We start from the raw sequence: 25,656 nt of genomic DNA, 5'->3' as shown, positions 1-25,656 counted from the left end.
ACGAATTCGACTGTGCCGCAGTCAGGCTGCGCTGCCGACGTGCGCCGCCGACGCACCGATGCTGGCCGCGCTGTCGCCGATGATGGTGTGCAGCAGGGCGTGCTGCTCGGCCCGGCCACGCGCGACCGAACGTGCCATGCCGCCGGGCAGCGTCACCGCCACAAGGCTGCGGATCACGTTCACCGGTACGCGCAGCACCGGGTACCACGGCGGCATGTAGGCCGGCAGCCCGAGGGTGCGCATGGCCCCGGGCCCGAGAAAGGCACTGGTGATCGACAGGTGTTGGGCCCACGCCAGTCGACGGCGCAGGCTGCTCATGTCGCGGTAGTGCCATGACAGCGGGTCGTCGGCCATCGGCACAGACAGCTGCTGGGTGGTTTCGTCGGGGCTCGCCAGCGCCGTGGAGGTGTGGTACAGCACGCGCACACTCTCGCGGAAGCTGCCTGGCAGCCATTCGTCTTCGACACCGATGAGCCAGCCGACGTACCGGGTCACGTGCGCGATGGCGTCGAGTTCGCCTGGCGCAGGGACGATCCCCATGCCCAGTCCCGCCACGGAAGGCGCGACGAGGGCGCCGACGAGCGTCGCGGCCATATCGGTCTGGTTGACGGGCACGCCCCACTCGTCGGCCCGCCAATCCGGCATGGCCGCCACGTGTCGACGTACGAACGCATGGATCAGCCTCACCCGCAGGGTCGACCGGTATCCGATGCCGAGCGGGTCGAGTCCGCCGTCGGAGATGACGTCCATCGCCCACTGCATGGTCTCGGCGAATCGCTGGTTCGAGCCTTTCTCCAAAGCCCCTGTGCGCAAAAGGGTTTTGTTGAAACCCGAGAATTGGTACCCGCCGAGCAGCGATACGTCGCGGGCGATGGACATGCCATCGGAACCACCCCGCACCAGCGCCCGCTGCCCTTTGCGGAGCTTGTCGCGGTCGACCCAGTCTGGAACGGCCTCGACGCGAATGAAGAACTCCCGCAACGGTTCCGGCGCCTCTGGCACGTTGGCGATACCTTCGGCGAGCACCCGCTCGAACAACGGCTTCATCTGCGCCATACCCACTGACGCCATCCAGTCGACCAGGCGGTCCATCGGTTCGTCACCGACGGTCAACCGCTCCCCCAGTCGGCACCACTGCTCGGCGTCGGGCTCCCGAATGCCGAGCATCCGCGCGAACGCCCGGATCCCAGCCGGTACCGGAAGTGGCCGTTCGGGGTGACGAGCGGGGATCATCGACGACCTCCTGAACATAACTGACTACATGCGTAGTCCGAACATAGGCTTGCCGGTAGGCTGCTGTCAATGAAGCGCACGCAGGTGGTGCGCGGATACGGCGGCATCAGTGCGGCCGACCGCCGCACCGAACGTCGGAGCAAGCTGCTCGCGGCAGGCCGCCAGATCTGGGGCGAATCCGGGGTCACCGAGGTGACCGTGCGCGGTGTGTGCGCCGCCGCCGGTCTCACCTCGCGGTACTTCTACGAACAGTTCCCGAGTCGCGAAGACCTGCTGTTCGCCATTTCCGACGACGTGCGTGACGAATTGATCGACGCGCTCGTGAATGCGGGAGTCGGCGATCCCGGCACTCTCGCCAACAAGCTCACGTCGGCGCTGACAGCGTTTCTCGACATCATCGCCGCCGACCCGCACGTCCACCGCATCGCCACCGGCGACGTGAGCAGCGTTGCGGGCCTGGCGCAGCACCGCACCCACATCCTCGACATGATCACCGATCTGGTGGTACAGCACGCTCCATCGGTCCTCAGCACCGAGACCCCGAACGAAACCGACCTACGCCGCAGCGCACGCTTCATGGTCGGCGGCGTGAACCAACTGATCGAGGCCTGGCTCGACGACCCGCAGGAGAGCAGCCAGGAATTGGCCGCGGTGTGCGCCGACCTGTGCGTCGCCGTCGTTCGCGGAGTCGCACCGCCCGACCACTAGCCGGCGGATCAATCTTCGACCGTCTCGCCGCCGTCGCGGGGGCGCCAGCCTGCCAGCAACTGCTCCATGTCGGTCAACTCTTCGGTGAACACGTCGCGTCGGACGCGCTGACCGCACGCCTGTAGCAACCGGACGAAGTCGTCGGCGGCCTTGCCGATCCGCAGGGCGAGCCCTGAGCCTCGCCCACCGAAGTCATCGGTGGCGGCGTACACACCGGTGGGTGACACGACCGCGTGCAGATACGAGAACATCGGCCGCAACGCGTGTTCGAGTACCAGTGAATGCCGTTCGGTGCCGCCGGTCGCGGCGATCAGTACCGGCATGTCCGAGAGCGCTTCTTCGGGAAGCACATCGAAGAACGACTTGAACAGCCCGCTGAACGAGGCGTTGAACGCGGGGGTCACGGCGATGACACCGTCGGCATCCGCGACGGTCTCGAATACCGAATTCAGTTCAGCCGAGGCGAATCCGGCCAGCATCGCGTCCACGATCGCGCGGCCCAGAGGCCGCAACTCGATCACCGTGGTGCTCACCGGAAGACTCCGGTCGGTCATCGCCGACTCGACGGCGGCGGTGATACGGTCCGCGAGAAGCCGGGTCGACGACGGCTCGCGCAGGCCGCCACTGATGACTGCCAACTTGGTCATGGCTGCTCCTCTGCGCCCGCTGCGCCCGCTGCGGCGGCTCGCACGAGCGAGTCACGCGTAGGAGCGTCGGGTACGTGATCGGGCCGACCGATCGCAAACTCCTTGCGCAGCACCGGGATGACTTCCTCACCCAACAGGTCGAGCTGCTCCAGCACCACCTTCAACGGCAGGCCGGCATGGTCGATGAGGAACAACTGTCGTTGATAGTCACCCGCGTAATCGCGGAAACCCAACGTCCGATCGATCACCTGCTGCGGCGAACCCACCGTCAGCGGCGTCTCGGCGGCGAACTCTTCCAAGCTCGGTCCGTGCCCGTACACCGGAGCATTGTCGAAGTAGGGCCGGAACTCGGCGATCGCATCCTGACTGCGGGGCCGCATGAACACCTGCCCGCCGAGACCCACGATGGCCTGATCGGCGCTGCCGTGCCCATAGTGTTCGAACCGTTGCCGGTACAACTGCACCATACGTTTCGTGTGCGAGGACGGCCAGAAGATGTGGTTGGCGAAAAACCCGTCACCGTAATAGGCGGCCAGTTCGGCGATTTCCGGGGTACGGATCGAACCGTGCCAGACGAATGGCGGCACACCGTCGAGCGGTTGCGGTGCAAGCGTGAAACCCTGTAGGGGCGTGCGGAATTCACCGCTCCAGTCAACACTCTGCTCGCGCCAGAGCCGCCGCAGCAACCGATAGTGCTCGACGGTCAACGGAATCGCAGCCCGGATGTCCTGCCCGAACCAGGGGTACACCGGTCCGGTGTTGCCCCGGCCCAGCATCACGTCGACTCGGCCATCCGAAAGGTGTTGCAGCACACTGAAGTCCTCGGCGATCTTCACCGGATCGTTGGTCGTGATCAACGTTGTCGACGTGGACAGGATGATGCGCTCGGTCAGAGCCGCGATGTAGCCCAGCAGGGTGGTCGGCGACGAGGGCACAAACGGCGGGTTGTGGTGCTCGCCGGTGGCGAACACGTCGAGCCCCACCTCCTCGGCCTTCCTCGCGATGGTCACGGTGGCGCGAATCCGCTCGGCTTCGGTCGGTTTTCGACCGGTCGTCGGATCCGCCGTGACATCGCCGACGGTGAATATGCCGAATTGCATGCCCGACAACCGCATCCCCCATTCGTTGGATATCGCGATACCAACCGTACGCGCCGCCACGATTGCGCATCAACGGACTGCGTTGTGACAATCATGGGTGCATGGACGACACGCGCACAGGGCACGGCCGCGGCGATTCTCCGGGCAACCCGCCACGGGTGCCCCTGGCGTCGTCGGCTGCCCGGTGGCTGGTTGCCGCCGCGGTCCTCGGCTCGGGCATCGCGTTTCTCGACAGCACCGTGGTCAACGTCGCACTGCCGGCGATCGGGCGGGATCTGGACACCGGGCTGACAGGCCAGCAGTGGGTGCTCGACGGCTATCTGCTGTCGTTGAGCGCGTTGTTGCTCTCCGGTGGCGCCGCGGGCGATCGGTACGGCCGCCGCCGCGTTTTTCTCGGCGGCTTGGTGGTTTTCACGGTGGCATCGGTCGTGTGCGGCCTGGCTCCGAGCGTCGGCTGGTTGATCGCCGCGCGCGTGGTCCAGGGCATCGGGGCAGCTGCCCTGGTGCCGGGCAGCCTCGCCATGATCGACGTCGGGATCCGGAACGACGACAGGGCTCAGGCCGTGGGGCTGTGGGCAGGGATGTCAGGCGTCACCTCAGCCCTCGGCCCGTTCATCGGGGGGTGGCTCGTCGACGCCGCGTCGTGGCGGTGGGTTTTCTTGTTGAACGTTCCGCTCGCTGTGGCCGCGATGTGGATAACGGTCCGCCACGTCCCGGAGTCCCGCGCGACCACTACCCACGGGCACCCGGACCTCGCGGGCGCCGCAGCAGTCATGATCGGACTCGCAGGCGTGATCTACCCGCTGATCGAAGTTCCGTCGCATGGTTGGACCGCAGCGGCGGTGACGGCCGTCGCCATCGGTGTTGTCGCGCTGGTGGTCTTCGCCGTGATCGAGACGCATGTGCAGGCACCGCTCCTGCCGTTGGGACTGTTTCGATCGCGCCAGTTCAGCGGTGCGAATCTCACCACATTCGCGGTGTACGCCGCACTCGGGGGTGCGCTGTTCCTGCTGACGTTGCAGCTGCAGCAGAGCCTGCACTACTCGGCCCTGATGGCCGGTGTGGCAACGCTGCCCATCACGGTCATCATGCTGATCGGCTCCCCATGGGCGGGCTCCATCGCGCAGCGCACCGGTCCGCGATTGCCGATGTCCGTGGGTCCGCTGGTCGCGGCCTGCGGGCTGGCATTGATGGCCCGTATCACTCCAGGAGCGTCATACCTCTCGGTGGTGCTGCCTGCCGTCGTCGTCTTCGGCGTCGGGCTGATGATCACCGTCACCCCGCTCACCGCGGCCGTCCTGGCAGCCGTGCCGGAAAGTCAGGCCGGAACCGCGTCCGGGGTGAACAACGCTGTCGCACGGCTGGCCGGGTTGCTGGCCGTCGCGATGCTGCCGGTGGCGGCCGGCATCAATCCTGGTGTCGGAGAGCCTTTGGGCCACGGCTTTTCGACAGCGATGCTCATCGCCGCGGCCGCATCCGGATGCGGCGGGATCATCGCGGCGGTGACCATCCGCACCGGCACCGACGTCGCCCACCACGTGTTGGCCGGGACGAGCCAGGCCTGCCAGCATCCGTGCACCAAGAGTCCCGATTCGGGTATTAGGCGCCGGGACTGACGGTGAGGTCCGGGCAGTAGTTGTGCAGCGCAGCGGCCACGACCAGTTGGGCTTTGCCGTAGGGATAGGCCGACCGGGCCTCGGCGATCTGCATCGCCAGATCACCCGTCTGCATCGCCGGGTCCTCGCGTGCGGTCAAGCATGTCTGCTGACCGAGCTGGATGAGGGTGTCGCGGTTGTCGTCGGACACCGGCAGGCCCGTCGAGGACAACTCATCCAGGTAGCCCTGATCGTCGGCAACAGCGGCTGGCGCGAAGGCGATCCCGGCGAGCACCACCAGCACCGGGAGGATCAGCGTCTTCATGGTTCGACATCGTGTCAGATTCCGCCCGGACTCCTCGGACGCGCGCCGGGCCGACGCGCTACACCGCTGCCACGGCGTCGACCGCCATCACCTCCGTGGCCGCCCGCTCACCGGATCGAACGGCGCCGTCGATCCAGCCGCACATGACCGCCGAACTCTCCGTGCCTGCCCAGTGGATTCGCCCGCACGCCTCCCGCAGGGTGTGGCCGAACTCGGTCAGCACCCCCGGTGGTGCATGGCTGATCATCCCGCCACCCGAGTAGCGCTCGACGGTCCAGTTCTGCTCGTGATAGCTCACCGCGCACGCGGCCTTCGCGCCGAATCGGTCGATCAACTCGCCGAGCACGGCGGTCCTGCGCTGGTCCGGGTCGAGGAGACCGAGCCGGCGTGCGGCAGGGCCTTCGGTGATGACGCACATGATCCCCGGCACAGCGATGTCGGTGCACGCGTCGGTGGTGAGCGTGGCAGGGCTGCCCGGTGCGGCCGACTGCCCGCACAACCCGTCGGCGCGCCAGAACGCGCTGTCGTAGACCACCGAGATCTTGAACACGGCGCCGCCGGGCATGCGCCGGTGCAGAAACGCGCGGTCGACGGGAAGCATTGGCTCGTAATCGATCTGGTCGGCCACGGCCAGAGGTACGGCGACGATCACGCGGCCCGCCCGGACGGTCTCGCCGTCGGCGTGCACGCTCACGCCGGTCTCGTCCTGCGCGATCAGGCGCACGGGTCGCGAAAGATGCAGTGCGTCACCGAGTTCGGCGGCCATCGGGCCGTAGACGGCGCCCATACCGCCGTGCACCCGCGCGTCCTGCGAGCCGTCCTTGGTGGAGATCACGAAGATCGGTCCACCGCCCGAGCCCATCTGATGAAGGGCCCACAGCAACGAGACTTCCGATGCCGCCGACGTGTAGACGCCTGCCATGGCCATGTCGAGCATGTCGCGAGCCTGCTTGGAGTGGACGTGGTCATGCAGCCACTCCCCCAACGTGATTCGGTCCCACTCGGCCGCTCTCTTGGCCTCCCATGGCGCCTCGAACGGGATCGACTTGCACATGTGCCCCACTTCGAGCAGGCCCGCGCCGAGGTTGGCGATCGCCCACGGACTCATCGACCACGGAATCGTGCCGGAGTACCGGTGCTGCTTACCGTCGACGATCATCATCGCGTCACCGTCGACGTACTGCTTGTACTCCTTGATACCGAATTCCGTCATCAACGCCTTGATGCGGTCCTGCCCGGGCCCGATCCAGGCTCCACCGCGGTCGATCCACGTCCCGTCGGGCCGCACCTCGGTGAACGTCCGGCCGCCGACCCGGTCGCTCGCCTCCAGCAGCACCACAGATCGGCCCGCCCGCTTGAGCCTCAGCGCCGCGGTCAGTCCGGCAAAACCCGCACCCACCACGCAGTAGTCGACGTCGGCCATGGGTCACCCCTTCGTTGAGTGGGCCCGGTGAGCAGACATCAACCTACGCCGATCCGCACGGAGGCGGTATCCGATCAGCAAATAATGACGGGGCGGTCAACCCGGTGGTCGCGTGGCATCACAGCCAGCTGGGCGGCCTGATCGCATTCGCGAAATCGACCAGCGTGTAGCGGTGCCGCCGCCGCGGCGAGTGCCGCGCCAGCTCCCGGAGCGCTTCCTCGATGCCTACGCGCAGGCCCCGCTGGTCCAGCGGATGACCGAAGAAAGGATCCTCCGACGACGCCACCGCGCCCGCGCGGACCCAGTCCAGGGCGATACCGAGCACGAACGCGCGGATCTGCAGGGCGCGCGGCTCGGTGTCGGACAACCGGTCCAGTCGACGCGCCGCGTCGCGCAGGTCCGACTCGGTGATCTCATCGACGGGGCGGCCCCCCAACAGGATCACCACCGAGGTCAGTTGAGCTTCGCCGTAGTGGCGCGACGTCAACGGAACCTGGTCGAGCACCTCGATCGCGCCGGTCCGATCTTCACGGCCGGCCAGCAGTCGTGCCAGGCCGAATGCCGCGTTGACCATCGACGTGTCGGTGCGCCACAACGTCCGGTAATACCGTTCTGCCAGCGGCCGCAGTCGTTCGACGTCCGGCGCGTCCGGGGTGTCCAGCAGCAGCTCTGCCGTCGCCGCCGCAGCAAGCTTGGGTGCGGCTTCGCCTGGCAGCAGAGCCACCACCCGCTCGAAACAGGCAAGGGCCCCACCGAGATCGCCGCTGTGGAGCCCCGAAATCCCGTCCTCCCAGTCCTCACGCCACTCGTCGTCGGGATCCTCGACGGGGATCGGGCTCGGCAGGGCACGGGCGACGTCGCCGGCGTTGAGCCGAACATTGCGTCGGCGACCGTCGACGAACACGTCGGTGCCCTGCAACGCCAGATCTGCACCGCACGTCGAGCGAGGCACGCTGAACAGCGTCGACACCCGCGGACACGGTGAGCCGGTCTGTTCGGCGAGGATCTCGTGCAGCACGCCCTTGCACTGGTCGGCCATCTCGTCGACCGACGAGAACCGTTGCATGGGGCGAGGATTGGTGGCACGGACCAGGAGCCGATAAAAGGATTCATACCGTTCGAACAGCGGTACCTCGTCGCGGCCGGGCAAGCTCTCGGCATACCGGTCGTTGGGCAGGTCGACCGTGAGCTTGGCCAGCGTGCGGCCCACCGTGTAGACGTCCGTGGCGATCGTCGGTCCGGTGCGCACGATCTCGGGGGCTTGAAAACCCTTGGTGCCGTATATGTATCCGAAATCACCGGCGCCCGACACCGCACCCATGTCGATCAATTCGATGTTGTCTTCGGTGAGCATGATGTTCTCGGGCTTGAGGTCGTTGTAGACCAACCCGAGCGAGTGCAGGTAGGACAACGCGGGCATGACATCGAGCAGGTAACCGAGCGCCTGCTCGACGGGCATCATCTGGGTGTGTTCACCCGTGCTCGCGGCACGCTGCTTGGCCAGGACGGCTTCGAGCGTGGTTCCGCCGATGTACTCCATCACGATGTAACCGACTGGGCGCCCGTCGAATCCCGGGTGTTCGACGAAGTTGTAGATCTTGACGATGCCGGGGTGGTTCACCATCGCGAGAAACTGACGTTCCGCGACGGCGATCGCCTGCGCCTGCTCCCCTCCGGGCTGAAGCAGCCCCTTGAGCACCACCCAGCGGTCGCTGACGTTGCGGTCCACCGCCAGATAGATCCAGCCGACTCCGCCGTGAGCGATACAGCCCTGGACCTCGTACTGGCCCGCCACCAGTTCGCCGGTCTCCAGTTGCGGCGAGAACGAATACAGCGTGCCGCAGTGCGGACATACCCCGTCGGCCGGCCCGGGCTTACCGGCAGTTCCCCGTCCAACCGGCCGCCCGCAGTTACCGCACACCCGTTTTGACTCGGCCACAACGGGATTGGTGAGGATCGCGCTCGCAGGCTCGATGTCCTGCCGGATCGGGATCTCGACAAGACCCTCACCGATCCGTCGCCGCCCGGTACGCAGCCGCGGGCGGGTGGCCTCGACCTTGACCGGTGCCGATTCGGTGACCAGAACGGCTCGCGTTCCCTCTTCTTCTGCCATGCTCAATCCCGGTACCGCGGCTCCGGCGGACTCGGCGCAACGCCGAGAACGTTGAACCACTTGCGGTACAGCGCCTCCCATGTCCCGTCCCGCCGGATCCGGTCGAGGCTGGCATTGACCGCCCTGACCAGATCCTCGCGGGATTTGTTCACTCCGATACCGTATGGCTCGTTTTCCAGACTGGGTCCGACCAGGTGCAGGTTGGGATCCTGGACGGCCATGCCTGCCAGGATCGAGTCATCGGTGGTGACCGCGTCGGTCTGCCCCTGCTGAATCGCCACCAGGCAATCGTCCCAGTTCTGAACGCCCAGCAGGGTTGCCGCGGGCGCCACCCGGGCGGCGGTGGCCAGCGATGTGGTGTCCACCTGTGAGCACACCCGTTTCCCCGCCAGATCACCCGGACCCTGAATCTGCGAATCCTTCGGTACGAGCAATCGCTGATGCGCATCGAAATACTCCGTGGAGAACGCGATCTGCTCAGCGCGGGCGCAGGTGATCGTCATTGCCTTGACGACGATGTCGACGGTCCCGTTCTGCAGGTTGCTGATCCGCTCGGGCGACGTGAGCAGGCGGAACTCCACCTTGTCGGGGTCGCCGGTCAGGTCACGGGCCACCTCGCGGGCGATGTCGACGTCGAATCCCTGCAGGTGCCCGGACGCAGGATCGCGAAAGCTCAGCAGATTGGTGCTCTGGTCGATGCCCACGATCAGCCTGCCGCGCTGCCGGATCGCCTCGACGGTCGGCCCGCCCTCAGTTGATGGGCGCAAACTCGCTGTGGCATCACAGCTCTCGACCGGTACACCGGGAACCCGTGATGCCACGGCAGCGCCACTGGGCAGCGGCAGGGTCGTCAGCGAGGCCGGCACCTCGACGAGCGGTTGCACTGCCGAACATCCCGTCACTGCTGTCGCAGCGAGGACGACAAGTCTGGTGACCGCGCGCATACTCTGTTCGACGGCCATGTCAGTCCCGATACTTCGGTTCGGGTGGAGTGGCCGGGCCGAGCATGCTGAACCACTTGCGGTACAGCGCTTCCCAGGTCCCGTCCCGTCGAATCCGGTCCAGGCTGGCGTTGACCGCGCGCACCAGATCCTCTTCGGATTTGTTGACCCCGATGCCGTACGGCTCGTTCTCCAGGGCGGGCCCGACGATCTCCAGATTGGGATCCTGTCCGGCCATGCCGACCAGAAGCGAATCGTCGGTGCTGGCAGCATCCACCTGGCCCTGCTGAAGCGCGACCAGGCAGTCGTCGAAGTTCTGCACGCCCACGATGGTGGCCGCCGGAGCGACCCGGGCGACCGTGGCGATGGACGTCGTCGCCAGCGCGGAGCACACCCGCTTGCCGGCCAGATCGGCAGGTCCGCGCACCGGCGAACCCCGTGGCACCAGCAGCCTTTGATGTCCTTCGAAGTACACCGTCGAGAACGCGATCAGCTCGGCGCGGGGGCAGGTGATGGTGGTCGCCTTGGTCAGGATGTCGACGGTGTTGTTCTGCACCGCAGGCATCCGCTCCGGTTCGGTCAGCAGCCGGAAGTCCACCTTGTCGGGATCACCGACCAGGTCTCGGGCGACTTCATGGGAGAGGTCGACGAGGAAACCCCGCAGTTCGCCGGTCACGGGGTCACGGAAGCTCAGCGGATTGGTGTTCTGGTCTATGCCGACAACCACCCACCCGCGCCGCCGAATCGCATCCACCGTGGGCGCGGGCGCGGCCGACGGGCGCAAACTCGCTGTGGCATCGCAGCTTTCGACTGCCGCGCCGGTAACTGTCGGCGCTACCTCGGCACCGCTCGGCAACGGCATGGTCGTGAGCGAGGCCGGTACCTGGACGAGCGGCTGCACCGTGGCGCATCCCGTCAGCACGGTCGCTGCGAGGACGAGAAGCCCGGTGCCGGCTCGCATCAGTGGTACTCGTTCAGTCTCGGCGCGACGCCTGCGGCAATCGCAAGTGCCGCAAGCACGCTGATGGCCGCGGCACCAGCCGGAAGTGCGCTCAACGCAACGTAGGCGTGCGTGATGCCGTCCCGCTGGCGTTGACGCAATCGCGCGATGTCGTCCCCCAGCGCCTGATCCAGCCGGGCGAACTGGGCCGTCGAATGTTGGAGCCCACTGTCTCTCGCGATCGCCACCGCCCCCGGATAATCACCGCCGACCAGCTTGTTCCGGATCTCGTTGTGAGCGCTGATCCAGCCGTGCAGGGCGTCGGATGCCCCGTCAACCGGATGCTTGTCCAGCAGCCAACCGACCTGTGCGGTCCGCTCATCGAATCTGATGTCGGACAGCGTGTCGGAGCCCCGCTTGAGCAGCCCGAGGATCTCGTCCGCGCGGGCCTGCTGCACGAGGATGCGGGCGGCCACCGCGACGCCGAGCGGTTCGCCTCCCTGCGTGCGTGCACTGTTCGCGGCGTGCGCCGACACCAGTCCGGCAGCGGTCAGCCACACCGTGAGTACCGCCATCAACACCGACGCCACTGCCAACCCCGGGTTGAGCCGCCGATGACTGTGCCTGGCCAGGAAGATCTGCGCGATGATCAACAGCCCTGCGGCGACCGCGGCACCTGCGATCACCGCATAGGCAGGCGCCGCCGAACGCTGCGACGCGGTGACGGCGTCGATCTGGCTTCGGTACAACCGATCGGCATCCGGCAGCATGGACTCCTGCATCAGCGTGGACGCTCCGCTGAGATACGCGACACCGATCGGGAGGCCGTCGCGGTTGCTCGCACGAGCCGTCGCCATCATTCCGGTGTACAGCGCCAATTGATTGGACAGGTCCGTAAGCAGGGTCAACGACTCGGTGTCGTCGGCCGCCACGCCGTTCGCCGCGGTCACCAGGCCGGCGGAGGCCTGTCCGATGTCTGCGTCGTAGCGGTCGCGGATCTCGCGGGGTTCCACCCCGCCGGCCAGAAACGCGGTCGCCGCAGTGGTGTTGGCCGACGACAAGGCGCTGTAGATCCGCTGCGCGGCATCGGAGAGCGGTTCGGTGTGTGAGCCCAAGGTGCCCAACTGTTGTTGCCGACCGGACACTGTCGCCGACGCCACCACGCCCACGGCCAGGACGATCGCCACCAGGACGACGGCCATCACCGCGATCCGGCCGGGGGTGGCTCGCAGGAAGTCGATGATCGGACGGTCCGGCTCGTCGAGGTCGACGAGCAGCGACTCATCGAGTGTGCGCGTCTGCCGACGCTCCACCTGACCGCTGTCCACTCGCCATCTCCTCCTAGCAGGATGAATCGCACGGTAGCGCCTGCAAACGCGTTGCGTGGGGGGTTACCTCACACAAAAGTCATCCCCCTTGGTCCGGGCGGGCCAAGGGGGATGACGGGTTGAGCGGGACTTCAGAACTGCTGGGTACCGGGCTCGCGCTCAAGAACCTCGCGGCGGCACTTCAGCAGGTAGCCCAGGTACACCGCGCCGGAGAGGACCAGGCCGCCGACGATCAGGAAGGTCGTCACCGTCGCCTCGGAGACGCTGACCACGAATATCGCGATGAAGACCCACACCAGCGCGATCACCGCGACCGGAACCTCGAAGCGCCCCAGGCTGAAAGCGCCTGCCTTGCGACCGAGCTTCTTACGCACCACCAGGTAGAGAACGATGGTCAAGGCGTAGGGGATGTTGTTGAAGATCGCGCCTGCCGTGATGAGCTGGATCAGGGCTCCGCCCGGCATCGCCAGCATCACCACCACACCGAGGGCCAGCACCAGCAGCGTGGCCGGGATCGGGGTGCGGGTGTGCGGGTTGACCCGGCTGAACATGCGGTGTGCGGGGAAGCGCTCGTCGCGGGCCATCGCGAAGACGATGCGGGAGGTTCCGGCGATGGTCACCAGGGCGGCACCGAAGAACGCGATCGCGATCACCAGCAGCAGCGGCCGTTCCAGAGCGGGACCGAACTGCTGATTCATGATCTCGGCGACTGGCGACGCGCTGTTGGAGGCTGCGCCCATGTCCCGGATCGCCACGGTCAGCGCGACGATGAGGAACATTCCCAGGATCGCGGCGGCGACAACAGATCCGACGATCGCCCGGGGAACGGTGCGGTGCGCGTCCTTGGCTTCCTCAGCCATGTTCGCCGAAGCCTCGAAGCCGACCAGCGTCGACAGCCCCATGATCATCGCTGCCATCAATCCGCCACCGATGGCGAAGTAGCTCGTCGACCCTGTGGCGATGCCTTGCGAGAAGAGATTCTGAGTCGAGCCGTGGCCCGTGAGGATGACCGCGGCGAACAGGGCGACGCCCAGCACTACGACGATCGCCAGTTCGACACCGACGGCCAGCGAGTTGGTCCAGCCCACGATGCGGGTCGAGTAGATCACGATGACGGCTTGGATCAGCAGCAGGATCACGGTGATCACGCGGCCGGTGGTCTCGCTCGGTGCCATGTTGAACAGCGGCATCAGACATTGGGTCGCCAGCGCGTTGTCGATCGCGACCGGGCTGAGCCCGATGTTCCACGCCGCGATCCAGCCGAAGATCCAGCCGATCTTCGGATTGGCCAACCGCGATGCCCATTGGTAGGACGAACCGCTGAGCGGGATCCGCGCCGCGAACTGTGCGAACACCAGGGCCACCAGAATCTGCCCCACCGCGACGATCGGGAAGAGCCAGATGCCCAGCGGGCCCGAGTTCTTCAGCACCTGGCTGTAGGTGGCGAAGATGCCGATCACCACGGAAACCGACGCGAAGGAGATCGCGAACATCTGGAAAGAACTGAGCGAGCGCTTCAGCTCGGGCTTGTAACCGGACTCTTCACAGAAGTCCTTGGCAGGAGCGGTCGTCGCCGCTGCCGGCTTGTCCAGGAGGGTCGTCACTTCGTCGCTCCGGAGGTGATGTTCATGGCGTCGGTGGCCTTTCGTGGAGTGGTCCGGGGTTTCACCGGGTGATCAATAAGCTATGAGCGGCGCCACCCCCCGATCTTCGGGCGAAAGATGTGTTTGCCCGGCGACCCGATGGTGCAAATGATGTAGACGCATGCAGAAGACCCGTGCATTCGCGGAACACGGCGGCTGCCCCGGGGATACCGTTATGCCGATCGATATGGCAGCGGACGCATCCGAACTCCTCGCCGCGCGCGACGCGTACTCGCGTGGCGATTGGCGCGCGGCCTACGACCTGTTCAGCCGGACCCCGGAAACCGACCTGACCACCGATGACCTGTCCTCGTACGGCATGGCGGCGTGGCGGCTGGGCCATGGCAGGCAGTCCATGCAGCTCTCCGAGCAGGCGTTCAACCGGCTGATCTCCGCCGGGGAATCGCACAACGCTGCGATGAAGGCCGTGGAGGTGGCGCTGCAGTGGTTCAACGGCGGCGACCTCACCATCGCTCGCGTCTGGCTCAACCGCGCGCGTCGGCTGCAGGACAAGGAACCTGACGACCAGGTCCTCGCCTACGTGCTGTACGTCGATTCCCTTGTTGCCATCGACGAGGGCCGCAACGAGGCCGCCGCGCAGCTCGCCGATGAGCTACATGAAGTGACCGAGCGGCTCAACTTGCCCGGGTTCAACGCACTGTGTTCGACGGCCAGCGGGGTCTCGAAGATTCCTTTCGCCCGCACCAGCGAGGCCTTCGCGCAATTGGACGAGGCGATGATGCCGGTGCTGGCCGACCAGGTCCCGGTCGACTGGGCCGGTGACATCTATTGCGCGGTGATCTACGAGTGCCACCGGCTCGCCGATCTCGGCCGCATGAAGACCTGGTTCGAAGCGATGGAGCAGTGGCGCACCGGGCCACAGGTCTCCGCATCCTGGTACGGCACGACGTGCGAGTTCCACAAGATGGATCTGCACAGTGCCACAAAGGATTACCGCCAGGTCGAGGAGCGATTGGTCAACGCTCTGGCCGCGATGGGCGACTTCCCGGCGACGGCAGGCAAGGGCTACTACGAGCTCGGCGAGATCCGGCGCAGGCAGGGCAACATCGACGGCGCGCGCACCGCGTTCGCCAGGGCAAGGGAGCTGGGCCGTGAGCCCCAGCCCGGCGAGGCGCTGCTGCGGTGCCGGCTCGGCGAGACCGCCGCTGCCGCAAGCGATCTGAGAATCGGCATCGACTCCGAGCACGATCCGATCAACTGTGTCCGGCTGCTGCCCGCAGCCGTCGAAATCGCGCTGGCCCGCGATCGTATCGACGAGGCGGAACAGTACTGCGCCGAACTGGAAGCCGCCGCCGAGAAGTTCGACTCCCCCGGCTTCCGGGCATGGGCAATGCAGGCCCGCGGCGAGGTGCTGGTCAAGCAGGGACGTGAGACCGAAGCGCTACCGATCCTGCAAGACGCCTTGCGCCGGTACCGCAACACGCAGTGCCGCTATGAGATGGCGCAGGTGTACGACGTGATGGCCCAAGCCCGTCGCGCGTGCGGCGACGCCACCGGAGCCGAATCCGACACTGCAAGCGCCGAGTCGATTTATCAGCAACTCGGCGCCGAGCCGAACCGGGCAGCCCCCACCGAGGCACCGGGCGGGCTCACCAAACGCGAGGTCGAAGTGCTCGCCCGTATCGCTGCCGGTGCGTCCAATCGTGAAGTCGCCAAGCAGTTGTTCATCAGCGAGAAGACGGTCGGCCGGCACCTCGCGAACATCTACGTCAAGCTCGGCGTGTCATCACGGACCGCCGCGGCGGCGTGGGCACATGAGAACAAGGTGCTGCCGACGGCTTGAATGACGGTTCCTCCGGCGTGCTCATCACCGAAACTCACACCAGGGACAAATTTCGCGGCACACGTGTCCCTGGTGTGAGTCTCGGCGCAGTTGAGTCGGTATCTACATCATTTGACCCATAGCGCCGTCGCGAAACACAGGTTTTGCCCGATTCGCCTCGCCTGCCTGCGCCCATAACTTGGTGGTCAACCGGTTGATCCGGACCGATCGCACAAGGTAGGTGCACTATGACGCGCCGTTGGCTGGCCCTGGCCGTGCCGAGCCTTGGAATCCTGCTGATCGGTGTCGACGGCACGGTGCTGGCTGTGGCGACGCCCTTCATCAGCAAGGACCTCGGCGCGACGGCGACGCAGGTGTTGTGGATCGGTGACATCTTCTCGTTCGTGTTGGCCGGCCTGCTCGTCACGATGGGCAGCCTCGGAGACCGGATCGGCCACAAGAAGCTTCTCCTGTACGGCGCAACGGCTTTCGGCATCGCCTCGGCGGCCACAGCGTACGCGCCGAACGCCGAACTGTTGATCGCGGCACGGGCCCTGCTGGGCGTCGCCGGTGCGACCCTCGCACCGTCGACATTGGCGTTGATCCGCGGACTTTTCCCCCAGCCTCGAGAACGCGGGGTGGCCATCGGTATCTGGGCGTCGGTGTTCTCCGCGGGCACCGCGCTCGGTCCCGTCATCGCCGGGCTGCTCCTGGAGCACTTCTGGTGGGGCTCAGTCTTTTTGATCAACATTCCGGCGATCGCCATCGTCGTCGCAGCCGGCGCCGTGCTGCTGCCCGAACACCGCGTTCCAGGTCCCGGGCCGTGGGACCTACGTAGCGTCGGGCTGTCACTGGTCGGTGTGCTGGCACTCGTGTACGCCCTGAAAGAAGGCGTCGCCAACGGGCTACGCATCGACGTTGCGCTGGCTGCCGGGATCGGAGCCGTCGCGCTGATGCGGTTCGCCCGGCGTCAACTGAGGCTCCCCATCCCGTTGATCGACATCCGGCTGTTCTGCGATCGCACGTTCACCGGCGTCGTCGCCGCGAATCTGCTTTCGGTACTGGGCCTTTCCGGCGTGACGTTCTTCCTGTCGCAGTACTTCCAGCTCGTCGACGGGTACAGCCCGCTCGCCGCCGGACTCGCCGAGCTGCCCGCTGCGCTGGCGGCGGCGGTGTTCGGTGTGCTGGCCGGGCTCGCCGTGCGGTTCTGGCCGCCACGCGCGATCCTCACGACGGGGCTGGTGCTCATTGGTGGTGCGCTCGCGTCGCTGACGTCGATCACGCCGTCGACCACCTATGTGCAACTCGGTCTCACGCTGTTGGTCGTCGGCATCGGCCTCGGGCTGGCCTATACCGTCTCCAACGATGTGCTGCTGGCCGTCGTACCCGCGGAGCGCACCGGCGCTGCGGCCGGAATCTCAGAAACCGCATGCGAATTGGGAATGGCGCTTGGTATTGCGGTCCTCGGCTCGATCGTCGCCGACGTGTACCGCGGCCTCACCATTCCACCCGGCGCCCTCGACGGCGTGGCCGTCCACGCCAGGGACTCGCTGGCCGCCGCGCGGCTGGCGGCCGAAACCTTGCCGCAAGGTCCCGCGCACGCGTTGCTGACGGCCGCACAAGCCGCGTTCACCGACGGGTTGGCGACCGCTGCCGGTGTCGGTGCGGTCCTTCTGCTGGTTTCGGCGGCATCGGTTTGGCTGTTGCTGAAGCCGCGGGCAGTCCCGGATTCGCCTGTTAGCCAGTGCATGCGAACGGAAAACTAGATATGGTCCGTTGCACAAGCAAATGCCAGCTAACTGTGACGTCAATTTTGTGTCGTCGCGGCACCGGCGCGCCTAATGTGCAGCTAGCCCTTCGAGGAAGCCAGGTGTCGCAATGACGGCTGAGCGCGTTGCCGAGGCCCGGTCGGCCGATGACGAGGTCCGGCACTCTGGCTATGCACCGGAACTGAAGCGAACCCTCGGCCCGTACCAGACGTTCGCGATCTCATTCGCCTTCATCTCAGTCGCGGTCGGCATCTTCGCAACCTACGGCGCGGTCCTCCAGACTGCCGGACCCGTTGGGATTTGGCTGTGGGTCCTCGCGGCATTCGGGCAGACGCTCGTCGCACTGGTGGTCGCTCAGTTCGCCGCGCGCATCGCGCTGAGCGGCTCGGCGTACCAGTGGGCCTCCCGGCTGGCAAACCCGAAGATCGGGTGGTTGTTCGGTTGGCTCACGTTCTGGTTCCTGGCCATCGGCGTGGTCGCGATGGACAACGCGCTGACGAGCCAGACCCTCATGCCGCTGCTGGGTATGACGCCCGACGAGAACACCGCACGGTTGATCACGTTGGGTGTGCTGCTCATCCAGACCATGCTCGTCATCGTGTCGACCCGTTTGCTCGGCGTGGTCAGCTCAGCGGCGGTCGCGCTCGAGGTCGCGGTGCTGGTCGTGCTGGTGATCGGACTGGGTACGGCCGCAGCGACCAGCAGTGGCACCGTCGGCAACCTCGTCTCGCGGGGCATCACCGTGGACGCACCGGGCTATTTCGCCATCGGTGGCGGTCTGATGGCCGGGATGATCATGGGCGTCACCACGCTGGTCGGGTTCGACTCTGCGGCCAATCTGGCCGAGGAGGCCAAAGACCCGTTCCGCACCGTCCCCTTCGCGGTTGTCGCATCGGTGGTGGTTTCGGCGGTGCTGGGGCTCGTATTCGTCATCACCCTGACCATCGCCATCACCGACATATCCCAGGTGAGCAGCAGCGCATCACCGGTGGCCACCATCATCGATGACCAACTGGGCCCGATCATGCAACGAATTCTGTTGTCGGGAATCGCCTTTGCGATGTTCAGTGCCGGGATGGTGATGCTGGCCTCGTGTTCGCGGCTGGCGTTCGCCATGGCACGCGACGCGCGGTTCCCCGCTCACAGTGTGGTTCGGCGCGTCAACGCGCACACCCGGACGCCCGTCGCAGCGACCGTTCTGGTTCTCCTCATCGGGGTCGTCCTGATGATCGCATTACCGGGCGCCGCGTTGCTGCAATTGATCATCGGGTCGACCATCCTGCCCGCACTCATCTACGGCGCGATCACCGTGCTTTACCTTTCGGTGCGAAAACGGCTCGGCCGCAAGCCCGGTGCGTTCAGTCTCGGAAGCTTCGAGCTGCCCGTGGCGGTCGCGGCCCTCGTGTGGGTCTCTTTCGCCCTGCTCACGCTCGTGTCACCACACGCCGCCCTGGTGCCCGATCTGATCGTGGCCGGCCTCATCCTCGTCGGCGGCCTGTACTTCGTCAAGATGCTCATCTTCAACCTCGACGTGCTGGACACGGAACCCGGTGACCCCGATGACTTCTGACGCCCGCTCGGTCACGGACGACGAATTCAAGAACCGCTTCCTCGATCCGTTGATCGCAAACCTGCGCGCGACACTTGTCGCCCGCACCCGGTACCGGCCACAAGGAGGCTGACCGAAATGTCCCATTCCACCGACCTACCGGATAAGGCTCATCGTGAGTTGCCCCACGGCGCTGAAGCCGCCGACGAATTCTGTGAGGATTGCGGTTACGAGCCGCAACTGAAACGAAGTCTCGGCACCTTCCAGGTTTTCGCGATCTCGTTCGCGTTCATCTCCGTCGCCGTCGGCGTCTTCGGCACGTACGACGACGTATTGCAGAACGCCGGGCCGGTCGGGATCTGGCTGTGGGTGATCGTGGCGATCGGCCAGACGCTCGTGGCATTGGTGATCGCTCAGTTCGCCGCCCGGATTCCGCTGAGTGGCTCGTCGTACCAATGGGGTTCGCGGCTGGCGAATCCGAAGGTCGGCTGGTGGTTCGGTTGGTTCAACTTCTGCACCCTCACCGCGGGCGTGGTGGCTATCGACAATGCGCTCGCCAAGGATGCCCTGATGCCGATGCTCGGAATGGCCTCCGACGAGCGAACCGCACGCATCATCACGGTGGTGATGCTGATCATCCAAGCTGCGATCGCGATCGGCTCGACACACCTCGTCGCCATGATCAACACCAGCGCAGTCGGTTTGGAGCTGGCGCTGGTCGTCGTACTGGTGATCGCGCTGTTCGTCGCCGTCGCGGTCTCTGGCAAGGGCTCGATCAGCAACCTGACTTCCCGAGGCATCACCGAGGGCGCCCCCAACTACTTCGCCATCGGTGGAGGTCTGATGCTGGCCACCGTGCTCGGCCTGACCACTCTCGTCGGATTCGATGCCGCAGCCAACCTTGCTGAGGAAGCCAAAGACCCGTACCGCAGCGTGCCCAAGGCTGTCGTGGGTTCCGTTGTCGCGGCGGCGGTTCTGGGGTTGCTGTTCCTCATCGCGCTCACCGTGGCAATTGACGACATGCCGCGGATCAGTGCCAGTGACTCACCGGTCGTGGTGATCATGCACGATCAGCTCGGGACGGTCACGGAGAAGCTGCTGTTGGTGGCCATCGTGTTCGCGTTCTTCGGTGCCGGAATGGTGACCATGGCGACCGGCTCGCGCATCGTCTACGCGATGGCGCGTGACTCGCGATTCCCCGGGCACAAGGTGATGCGCCGCGTAGACCCCCGCACGCATACCCCGATTCCGGCGACGGTCCTGATCGTCGTGTTGGGAATCATCCTGATGCTCGCGCTGCCTGGCGACTCGCTGCTGGAGTTGATCACCACCGGCACGATCATCGGCCCGAGCCTCTACGGCGCGACCATCATCCTGTACCTGTCCGTGCGCAAGCGGCTCGACCGGGTCGACGGCGCCTTCGACCTCGGGCGTTACGAGATGCCTGTGGCGGTCAGTGCGCTCATCTGGTCGGGCATCGCAGTGTTCATCATGGTCACGCCGACGTCTGCACACGTGCCGATCGTCATCGTGCTCGGACTGACCCTGCTGGGCGGCCTCTATTTCCTGAAGCTGTGGAAATTCAACCGCATCGTGCTCGAGACCGAACCCGGCAAAGTCGATGTCTTCAAACACTGAGGTGATCCAGTGACTGCCACCGCCATTGAACTGACCGGTGAGGTCGTCCGGCCAGGAGACGCCGGCTACGAGCAAGCCCGTCTCGGCTGGAACAAGCTCTATTCGCATTATCCCGCCGCGATCGTGTACTGCCACGATGCGCAAGACGTGCTCAATGCCGTCAAATGGGCTCGGCGCCAAGGTGTTGCGTTCCGCGCTCGCAGCGGCGGCCACTGCATTGAAGGCTGGTCGGCGCTCGACGGCGGTGTGGTGATCGACGTCAGTCGGATGAAGAGCGCCGAATTCGACGAGGCCGCGGGCACCGTCAGGGTCGGCACCGGTCTGATCCAGCGTGAGGCCGTCGCCACCCTGGGCGCGCGCGGGTATGTGATGTCGACCGGCGCCGAAGGCACCGTCGGACTCGGCGGGGTGATCCTCGGTGGCGGATTCGGCTTGCTGACCCGCCAACTCGGCATGGCGTGCGACGCTCTGCTCGCCGCCGAGATCGTGGTCGCCGACGAAGCCGAGTCCGCGAAAATCATTGAGGTCGATCAGGATACGCATGCCGATCTGCTGTGGGCATGCCGCGGTGGCGGCGGCGGCAACTTCGGCATCGCGACTGCGTACACGCTCAAGCTGGCCGAGCTGCACGAGGTCCAATTCGTCATCGCCAAGTGGGACGGACACGACGACCTGGCTGAAGTCCTGCGCGTCTGGCAACGCGATGCGCCCTTCGCCGACGAACGACTGTCCAGCGCTGTGGAAGCCGACGCCACGCACTTCGAGATGACGGCGGTGATGCACGGCGCCACCCGCGCCGAAGCCGAGGCCGGGCTGGTGTCGGTGCTTGCGGTCGGCCATCCCGAAGTGGACTTCCGTGAAGGATCATGGCCGGACTTCTACGCCGACGCCGACCGTGGACCGGACCTGCCGTATTGGAAGTTCCAGTCTCAGTTCATCACTGAGCCGTTCCCCGACGAGGCGATCGACACCGTCCTGCATTACCTCGCCAACTGCCCGACCCCGGAGAGCAACTTCTTCGTGTCGAGTTTCGGTGGGGCGGTGCGCCACGAGCCACCGGGCGGGTCGGCATTTCCGCACCGCGACGCGCTGTTCTACTGTGAGCCCGGCGCGGCGTGGGATGACCGGGCACTCAACGCGAAGGCGCTGGCGTGGGCGAACGACTTCTGGCGAGCTTTACGCCCCTACGGCACAGCCGGCTACGTCAACGTGCCCAACGCCCAGGCCGCCGACTGGGAACGCGAATACTACGGCCCGAACGTCGATCGGTTACGGCAGGTCAAGGCCACCTACGACCCGCACAACGTGTTCAACTTCGAACAGAGCGTGCCACCTCACTGAGGGTGCGCCGCAAGGTAATCGGCGACGGCGATCGGTGCGGTGGCCAGGTAGCCGACCGGCAGTAGAACGTCACCGGCTGTCGTGCGGTAGTAGATCTCCCACCGGTAGTAGCCGGCGAATGCCCCGGGGTCGGCGGCGAGAACATCGGCGTAGTCGCTCACTGCCCGGACGTAGTCGTTCGAATGGTTGTACGCGTAGATCGCGCCGTCGGGGTTGTATGCAAATCCGTTGGCGGCCAGCTTGCGCCCGGCGGCGATGATGCTGTCGCGGGGCGCATGGATGTCGCCGCCGTCTCCGTACGCGGCGAACGTCGACGGCAGAAACTGCATAGGGCCCTGCGCGCCTGCGGAGCTCGGGCCCACGATGCGGCCGAAGGTGGTCTCGACGAAGTTGATGGCCGCGAGGTAATTCCAGCCCACACCCGTGGCCGCGTCCGCCTCGTGGTAGTAGCGCAACAGCTCGTCGGCCGGCGCGGGTGCGTCGATGCGCCACGCGGGAACGGTGGCCTTCGTGTCGCTGGAGACCAACCTGTCCAGGTGCCGACGAGCGTCGACGTTGAGGTCGTAGATCGGCAGCAATGCGGGTGGGATGCGCGGGCGCACAACCTCGTCCCACTCGGGATGACGGCCGATCGCCCGGTAGGCGGCCTGTTGGCGTCGGGCTGCCGCAGCCAGAACGGGCTCCGATGCCGACCGGTCGCGCAGCGTCTGCTCGTCGTCGGCCAGGTCGTCGGCCAGTTTCACCGGGTCCGGAGCCAACCGCGGCTGCGCGGGAGCGGGTGCCGCCTGCGGTGGCGCGGGGGCCGGCGTCGCTGTGCGTACGGAGGTCGGCGGCGGTGCCGGGGACGTCGCCTCTGAGCATCCCGCGAGCACCGCCGCGGTCGCGACGGCGAGCAGCACGGCATGCATGCGCACCGTGAGTGCTCGATGCGCATGCTCGTGTGCCGACCGACGGTTCGCGGTGCCCCTCCCCTGCCGTCAGAAATTAGGGTGTGCGCCTACCCTATGCGCCCGCTGTGCGCCGTCCGAGACTGGTTGGGTCCTATCCCCTCGAGCGGAGGTTTCCGCCATGGCCATCGTCGCGACCACAATCATCCATCCGAATCCCGGCGTGACCTGGGACGTCATTCAGAGCCAGCTCAAGCGCGCCACGGCGCTCGCCCGTAAGCACGGCGGGGAGAACGTCACCGCACTGGTCACCATGGTCGGGGGCCAGGGCACCAACGCCATCGGCATGATGTCGACCGTCGCCGACTGGGCCACCTACGGCAAGGTCCAGGAGAGCCTCAACGCCGACCCCGAGTACCAATCGCTGCTCGTGGACGCGAGCCAGCTCGCCACCTGGGAGAACTACCTCAGCCAGACAATTCCCGATCTCTGACCATCCCCCCGCCGAGTGGCCACTTGCTCACGCATTTCTCGAAAAAGCGTGCGACAACTGGCCATTCGATGCGGGTGCTGCGCTCCAATTACTCCTTTGGGCTCTATGCATTGGGGTCCAACGGCCATAGCGCTCGGCATGTGACGCGCCACATCATGGCATCGTGCCGCAAACCGCGAAGTGACAGCACCGTCGCTGGCACTCAGCCGGGCACACCGAACTCGCCTATGACAGCGACTCAGGAGTGCATTCGTGTCCTCACGGCCCGAACCCGATGCCCTAGACAAAAACGTATCCCCCGCAGACCGTGAGCTGACGCGGCTGCTCGGGCTGATCGATGATCTGCTCGACCGGCTCGAAGAGGCTGATGCGCCCTGGCAGGTGTGGCTTGCCGAGGTGACGGCGGACTATCGGTCCAGTGCGGCGAACATGGTCCATTACTGGGCCATTCGTCAATGCGATCTGCGTGAGCTGCAGCGCCGGCTGGCCGCCTTCGGGCTGTCTTCTCTCGGTCGCAGTGAACCACACGTCCAGGCCACCCTGCGGCTGGTGCGCTGCGCCGCACTGGCAATGCTCAAAGGCTCCTGGGCACCGCCGGCACCCGCAGTAGTGCAGCCCGAGCAGAGTCGGCACCTGCTGCGGCGCCGCGCTGTCGAGCTGCTGGGACCGGCGCCGGTCGGCCACGAAGCGCGCATCATGGTCACCCTGCCGTCGGAGGCCGCGACCGACCCTGACCTGGTTCGCCGGCTCATCGAGGGCGGAATGAGTATCGCTCGCATCAATTGCGCTCACGACGACGCGGAGGCCTGGCGCGCGATGGCACACCATGTACGGCAAGCAAGCCGGCTCACCGGTCACGGCTGCCTTGTCGCGATGGATCTCGCGGGGCCCAAGCTGCGCACAGGTCCGATCCAGCCGGGTCCCCGCTGCCTGAAGCTGCGCCCGAGCCGCGATGTGTTGGGCCGCGTCCTCGCCCCGGCCCGCGCGTGGCTGACCGCCGCGGAGCATCCTGCTGCCCCACCGGAACCCGGCATGACGACGCTGCCGGTATCCGGGCAGTGGCTGGCGCGACGGCGGGAAGGTGACGTGGTGCGAATGCGCGACGCCCGCGGTGCGAACCGGCACCTGCTGCTGAGCAGCGACGCGGGTGGAGCACACGGCTTCGTCGGAACGACCGACAAGGCAACCTATCTGGTCACCGGCATGACGCTGGAGGTGGATCACGCCGACGATCCAACCGCTGTGGGGGCGTTGCCCGAGCACGAACAGAGCCTGGTGCTGCATCCGGGCGATCTGCTCAACGTCACCCAGGACTGCTCGCCGGCATCCGTCGACTTCGATCGGGCCGCACAGATCGGGTGCACGCTGCCCGAACTTTTCGACAACGCCCAGGTAGGCGAATCGATCTACTTCGATGACGGCAAAATCGGGGGTCAGATCATCGAGGTACATGCCGGCATGGTCCAAGTACGTATCACGCGTGCCGACGTGGGCGGTACAAAGCTCCGGGCGGCAAAGGGCATCAACGTACCGGATACGCGCCTACCCGTGCCGGCGTTGACGGACAAGGACTTTGCCGACTTGGCAACGGTGGTGGAGATCGCCGATCTCGTCGAACTGTCGTTTGTGCAAGACCCCTCCGATATCGTCGGGTTGCACGAGGCTCTCACCAGGCTCGACGCGGACAAGCTCGGTGTCGTACTCAAGATCGAAACCCGCCGGGCATTCGAGCATCTGCCCCAACTGCTTCTCACGGCGATGCGACGACCGCGTGTCGGCGTGATGATCGCCCGTGGCGACCTCGCCGTGGAGGTGGGCTATGAGCGACTTGCCGAATTGCAGGAGGAGATCCTGTGGTTGTGCGAAGCCGCGCATCTGCCGGTCATCTGGGCCACCCAGGTCCTCGAGCAACTCGCCACGAGCGGGCTGCCGTCACGCGCGGAGATCAGCGACGCCGCGATGGGTGAGCGGGCCGAGTGCGTCATGCTCAACAAGGGACCGCACGTCGAGGAGGCCGTGCGCGTCCTCGACGACATCCTGCGCCGGATGGCCCGGCACCACTACAAGAAGAACGCATTGCTGCGCCGACTGCGCTCGTGGCATCCAGAGCCCGTCACCTAAGCGTCCAGGGCGGATACGGGCCGGCACGCCCAAATGGACTTTGGCGGCAACGTCTGTGACGTAGTGCCCTGTCCGTGCG

General features: G+C 66.2%; 21 protein-coding genes. 10 read left to right on the top strand and 11 right to left on the bottom strand.

The genetic code is table 11. The features are described from left to right. Positions 1 to 21 precede the first annotated feature (21 nt). Entirely contained in the window at positions 22 to 1,233 is a 1,212-nt protein-coding gene (locus A5784_RS33695) for an oxygenase MpaB family protein (RefSeq protein WP_232006350.1), read from the bottom strand. 69 nt (positions 1,234 to 1,302) lie between these two features. Here A5784_RS33695 and A5784_RS33690 point away from each other — a divergent pair, with 69 nt between their 5' ends. Further along, a complete protein-coding gene (locus A5784_RS33690) occupies positions 1,303 to 1,941 on the top strand; it encodes a TetR/AcrR family transcriptional regulator (protein WP_064949208.1) in 639 nt (212 codons plus the stop codon). Positions 1,942 to 1,949: 8 nt separating this feature from the next. Here the strand turns inward: A5784_RS33690 and A5784_RS33685 are convergent, their stop codons facing one another. Together A5784_RS33685 and A5784_RS33680 are read right to left on the bottom strand one after the other, a co-directional pair. Further along, entirely contained in the window at positions 1,950 to 2,588 is a 639-nt protein-coding gene (locus A5784_RS33685; RefSeq protein ID WP_064949207.1) for an FMN reductase, read from the bottom strand. Next, positions 2,585 to 3,688 (bottom strand): LLM class flavin-dependent oxidoreductase, encoded by a 1,104-nt coding sequence (locus tag A5784_RS33680; RefSeq protein WP_064949244.1) that lies wholly within the window; start codon positions 3,686 to 3,688, stop codon positions 2,585 to 2,587. Before A5784_RS33680 ends, A5784_RS33685 begins: the two co-directional genes overlap by 4 nt. 101 nt (positions 3,689 to 3,789) lie before the next feature. Between A5784_RS33680 and A5784_RS33675 the strand changes: the two genes are divergently transcribed. Beyond that, a complete protein-coding gene (locus A5784_RS33675; RefSeq protein WP_082945241.1) occupies positions 3,790 to 5,304 on the top strand; it encodes an MFS transporter in 1,515 nt (504 codons plus the stop codon). On the opposite strand, the gene A5784_RS33670 is transcribed toward A5784_RS33675, so the two are convergent. The 7 genes from A5784_RS33670 to A5784_RS33640 all read right to left on the bottom strand — a co-directional run bounded on the left by A5784_RS33670 (position 5,288) and on the right by A5784_RS33640 (position 13,957). After that, complete coding sequence (locus A5784_RS33670) at positions 5,288 to 5,608, bottom strand: DUF732 domain-containing protein (RefSeq protein ID WP_064949206.1); 321 nt, start codon at positions 5,606 to 5,608, stop codon at positions 5,288 to 5,290. The genes A5784_RS33675 and A5784_RS33670 overlap by 17 nt on opposite strands. Before the next feature lie 58 nt (positions 5,609 to 5,666). Beyond that, positions 5,667 to 7,031, bottom strand: a complete 1,365-nt coding sequence (locus A5784_RS33665) for a flavin monoamine oxidase family protein (RefSeq protein WP_064949205.1) — start codon at positions 7,029 to 7,031, stop codon at positions 5,667 to 5,669. 118 nt (positions 7,032 to 7,149) lie between these two features. After that, complete coding sequence (locus A5784_RS33660; protein ID WP_064949204.1) at positions 7,150 to 9,144, bottom strand: serine/threonine-protein kinase; 1,995 nt, start codon at positions 9,142 to 9,144, stop codon at positions 7,150 to 7,152. 2 nt (positions 9,145 to 9,146) lie between these two features. After that, positions 9,147 to 10,088: a glutamate ABC transporter substrate-binding protein gene (locus A5784_RS33655; RefSeq protein WP_064949242.1), complete on the bottom strand. Its 942-nt coding sequence runs from the start codon at positions 10,086 to 10,088 to the stop codon at positions 9,147 to 9,149. A 19-nt stretch (positions 10,089 to 10,107) separates the two neighbouring features. Beyond that, complete coding sequence (locus tag A5784_RS33650) at positions 10,108 to 11,046, bottom strand: glutamate ABC transporter substrate-binding protein (protein WP_064949203.1); 939 nt, start codon at positions 11,044 to 11,046, stop codon at positions 10,108 to 10,110. Further along, entirely contained in the window at positions 11,046 to 12,353 is a 1,308-nt protein-coding gene (locus A5784_RS33645; RefSeq protein ID WP_064949202.1) for a GlnX family signal transduction membrane protein, read from the bottom strand. Before A5784_RS33645 ends, A5784_RS33650 begins: the two co-directional genes overlap by 1 nt. 131 nt (positions 12,354 to 12,484) lie before the next feature. Further along, positions 12,485 to 13,957 carry an APC family permease gene (locus tag A5784_RS33640; RefSeq protein ID WP_286159456.1) on the bottom strand — a complete coding sequence of 491 codons (1,473 nt, stop codon included), beginning with the start codon at positions 13,955 to 13,957 and terminating at the stop codon, positions 12,485 to 12,487. 214 nt (positions 13,958 to 14,171) lie between these two features. Here A5784_RS33640 and A5784_RS33635 point away from each other — a divergent pair, with 214 nt between their 5' ends. The 6 genes from A5784_RS33635 (at position 14,172) to A5784_RS33615 (ending at position 22,076) form a co-directional block, all read left to right on the top strand. Then, a complete protein-coding gene (locus A5784_RS33635; protein ID WP_064949201.1) occupies positions 14,172 to 15,800 on the top strand; it encodes a LuxR family transcriptional regulator in 1,629 nt (542 codons plus the stop codon). Positions 15,801 to 16,027: 227 nt separating this feature from the next. Continuing rightward, entirely contained in the window at positions 16,028 to 17,545 is a 1,518-nt protein-coding gene (locus A5784_RS33630) for an MFS transporter (RefSeq protein ID WP_064949200.1), read from the top strand. Between the two features lie 112 nt (positions 17,546 to 17,657). Beyond that, complete coding sequence (locus A5784_RS33625) at positions 17,658 to 19,118, top strand: APC family permease (protein ID WP_064949199.1); 1,461 nt, start codon at positions 17,658 to 17,660, stop codon at positions 19,116 to 19,118. Continuing rightward, the gene (locus A5784_RS39745) at positions 19,108 to 19,230 is read left to right on the top strand and encodes a hypothetical protein (protein WP_286159455.1); all 123 of its coding nucleotides are present in this window, start codon (positions 19,108 to 19,110) and stop codon (positions 19,228 to 19,230) included. The genes A5784_RS33625 and A5784_RS39745 overlap by 11 nt, the downstream gene beginning before the upstream one ends. Before the next feature lie 5 nt (positions 19,231 to 19,235). Further along, positions 19,236 to 20,735: an APC family permease gene (locus A5784_RS33620; protein ID WP_064949198.1), complete on the top strand. Its 1,500-nt coding sequence runs from the start codon at positions 19,236 to 19,238 to the stop codon at positions 20,733 to 20,735. A gap of 9 nt (positions 20,736 to 20,744) precedes the next feature. Then, on the top strand, positions 20,745 to 22,076 hold the full coding sequence (locus A5784_RS33615; RefSeq protein ID WP_064949197.1) for an FAD-binding oxidoreductase: 1,332 nt from the start codon (positions 20,745 to 20,747) through the stop codon (positions 22,074 to 22,076). Here the strand turns inward: A5784_RS33615 and A5784_RS33610 are convergent. Continuing rightward, positions 22,070 to 22,984 (bottom strand): lytic transglycosylase domain-containing protein, encoded by a 915-nt coding sequence (locus tag A5784_RS33610; protein WP_064949196.1) that lies wholly within the window; start codon positions 22,982 to 22,984, stop codon positions 22,070 to 22,072. The two genes, A5784_RS33615 and A5784_RS33610, sit on opposite strands and share 7 nt — an antisense overlap. A gap of 160 nt (positions 22,985 to 23,144) precedes the next feature. Between A5784_RS33610 and A5784_RS33605 the strand changes: the two genes are divergently transcribed. Both A5784_RS33605 and A5784_RS33600 read left to right on the top strand, forming a co-directional pair. After that, positions 23,145 to 23,456, top strand: a complete 312-nt coding sequence (locus A5784_RS33605) for a hypothetical protein (RefSeq protein WP_064949195.1) — start codon at positions 23,145 to 23,147, stop codon at positions 23,454 to 23,456. Positions 23,457 to 23,708: 252 nt separating this feature from the next. Further along, positions 23,709 to 25,577, top strand: coding sequence for a pyruvate kinase (locus tag A5784_RS33600; RefSeq protein ID WP_064949194.1), 1,869 nt, complete (start codon positions 23,709 to 23,711; stop codon positions 25,575 to 25,577). Positions 25,578 to 25,656: the final 79 nt, after the last annotated feature.

Source organism: Mycobacterium sp. 852013-50091_SCH5140682 (assembly GCF_001665685.1).
GTDB lineage: Bacteria > Actinomycetota > Actinomycetes > Mycobacteriales > Mycobacteriaceae > Mycobacterium.
Note: the sequence above shows the minus strand (reverse complement) of the source record. Positions and strands in the feature narration are given on the sequence as shown.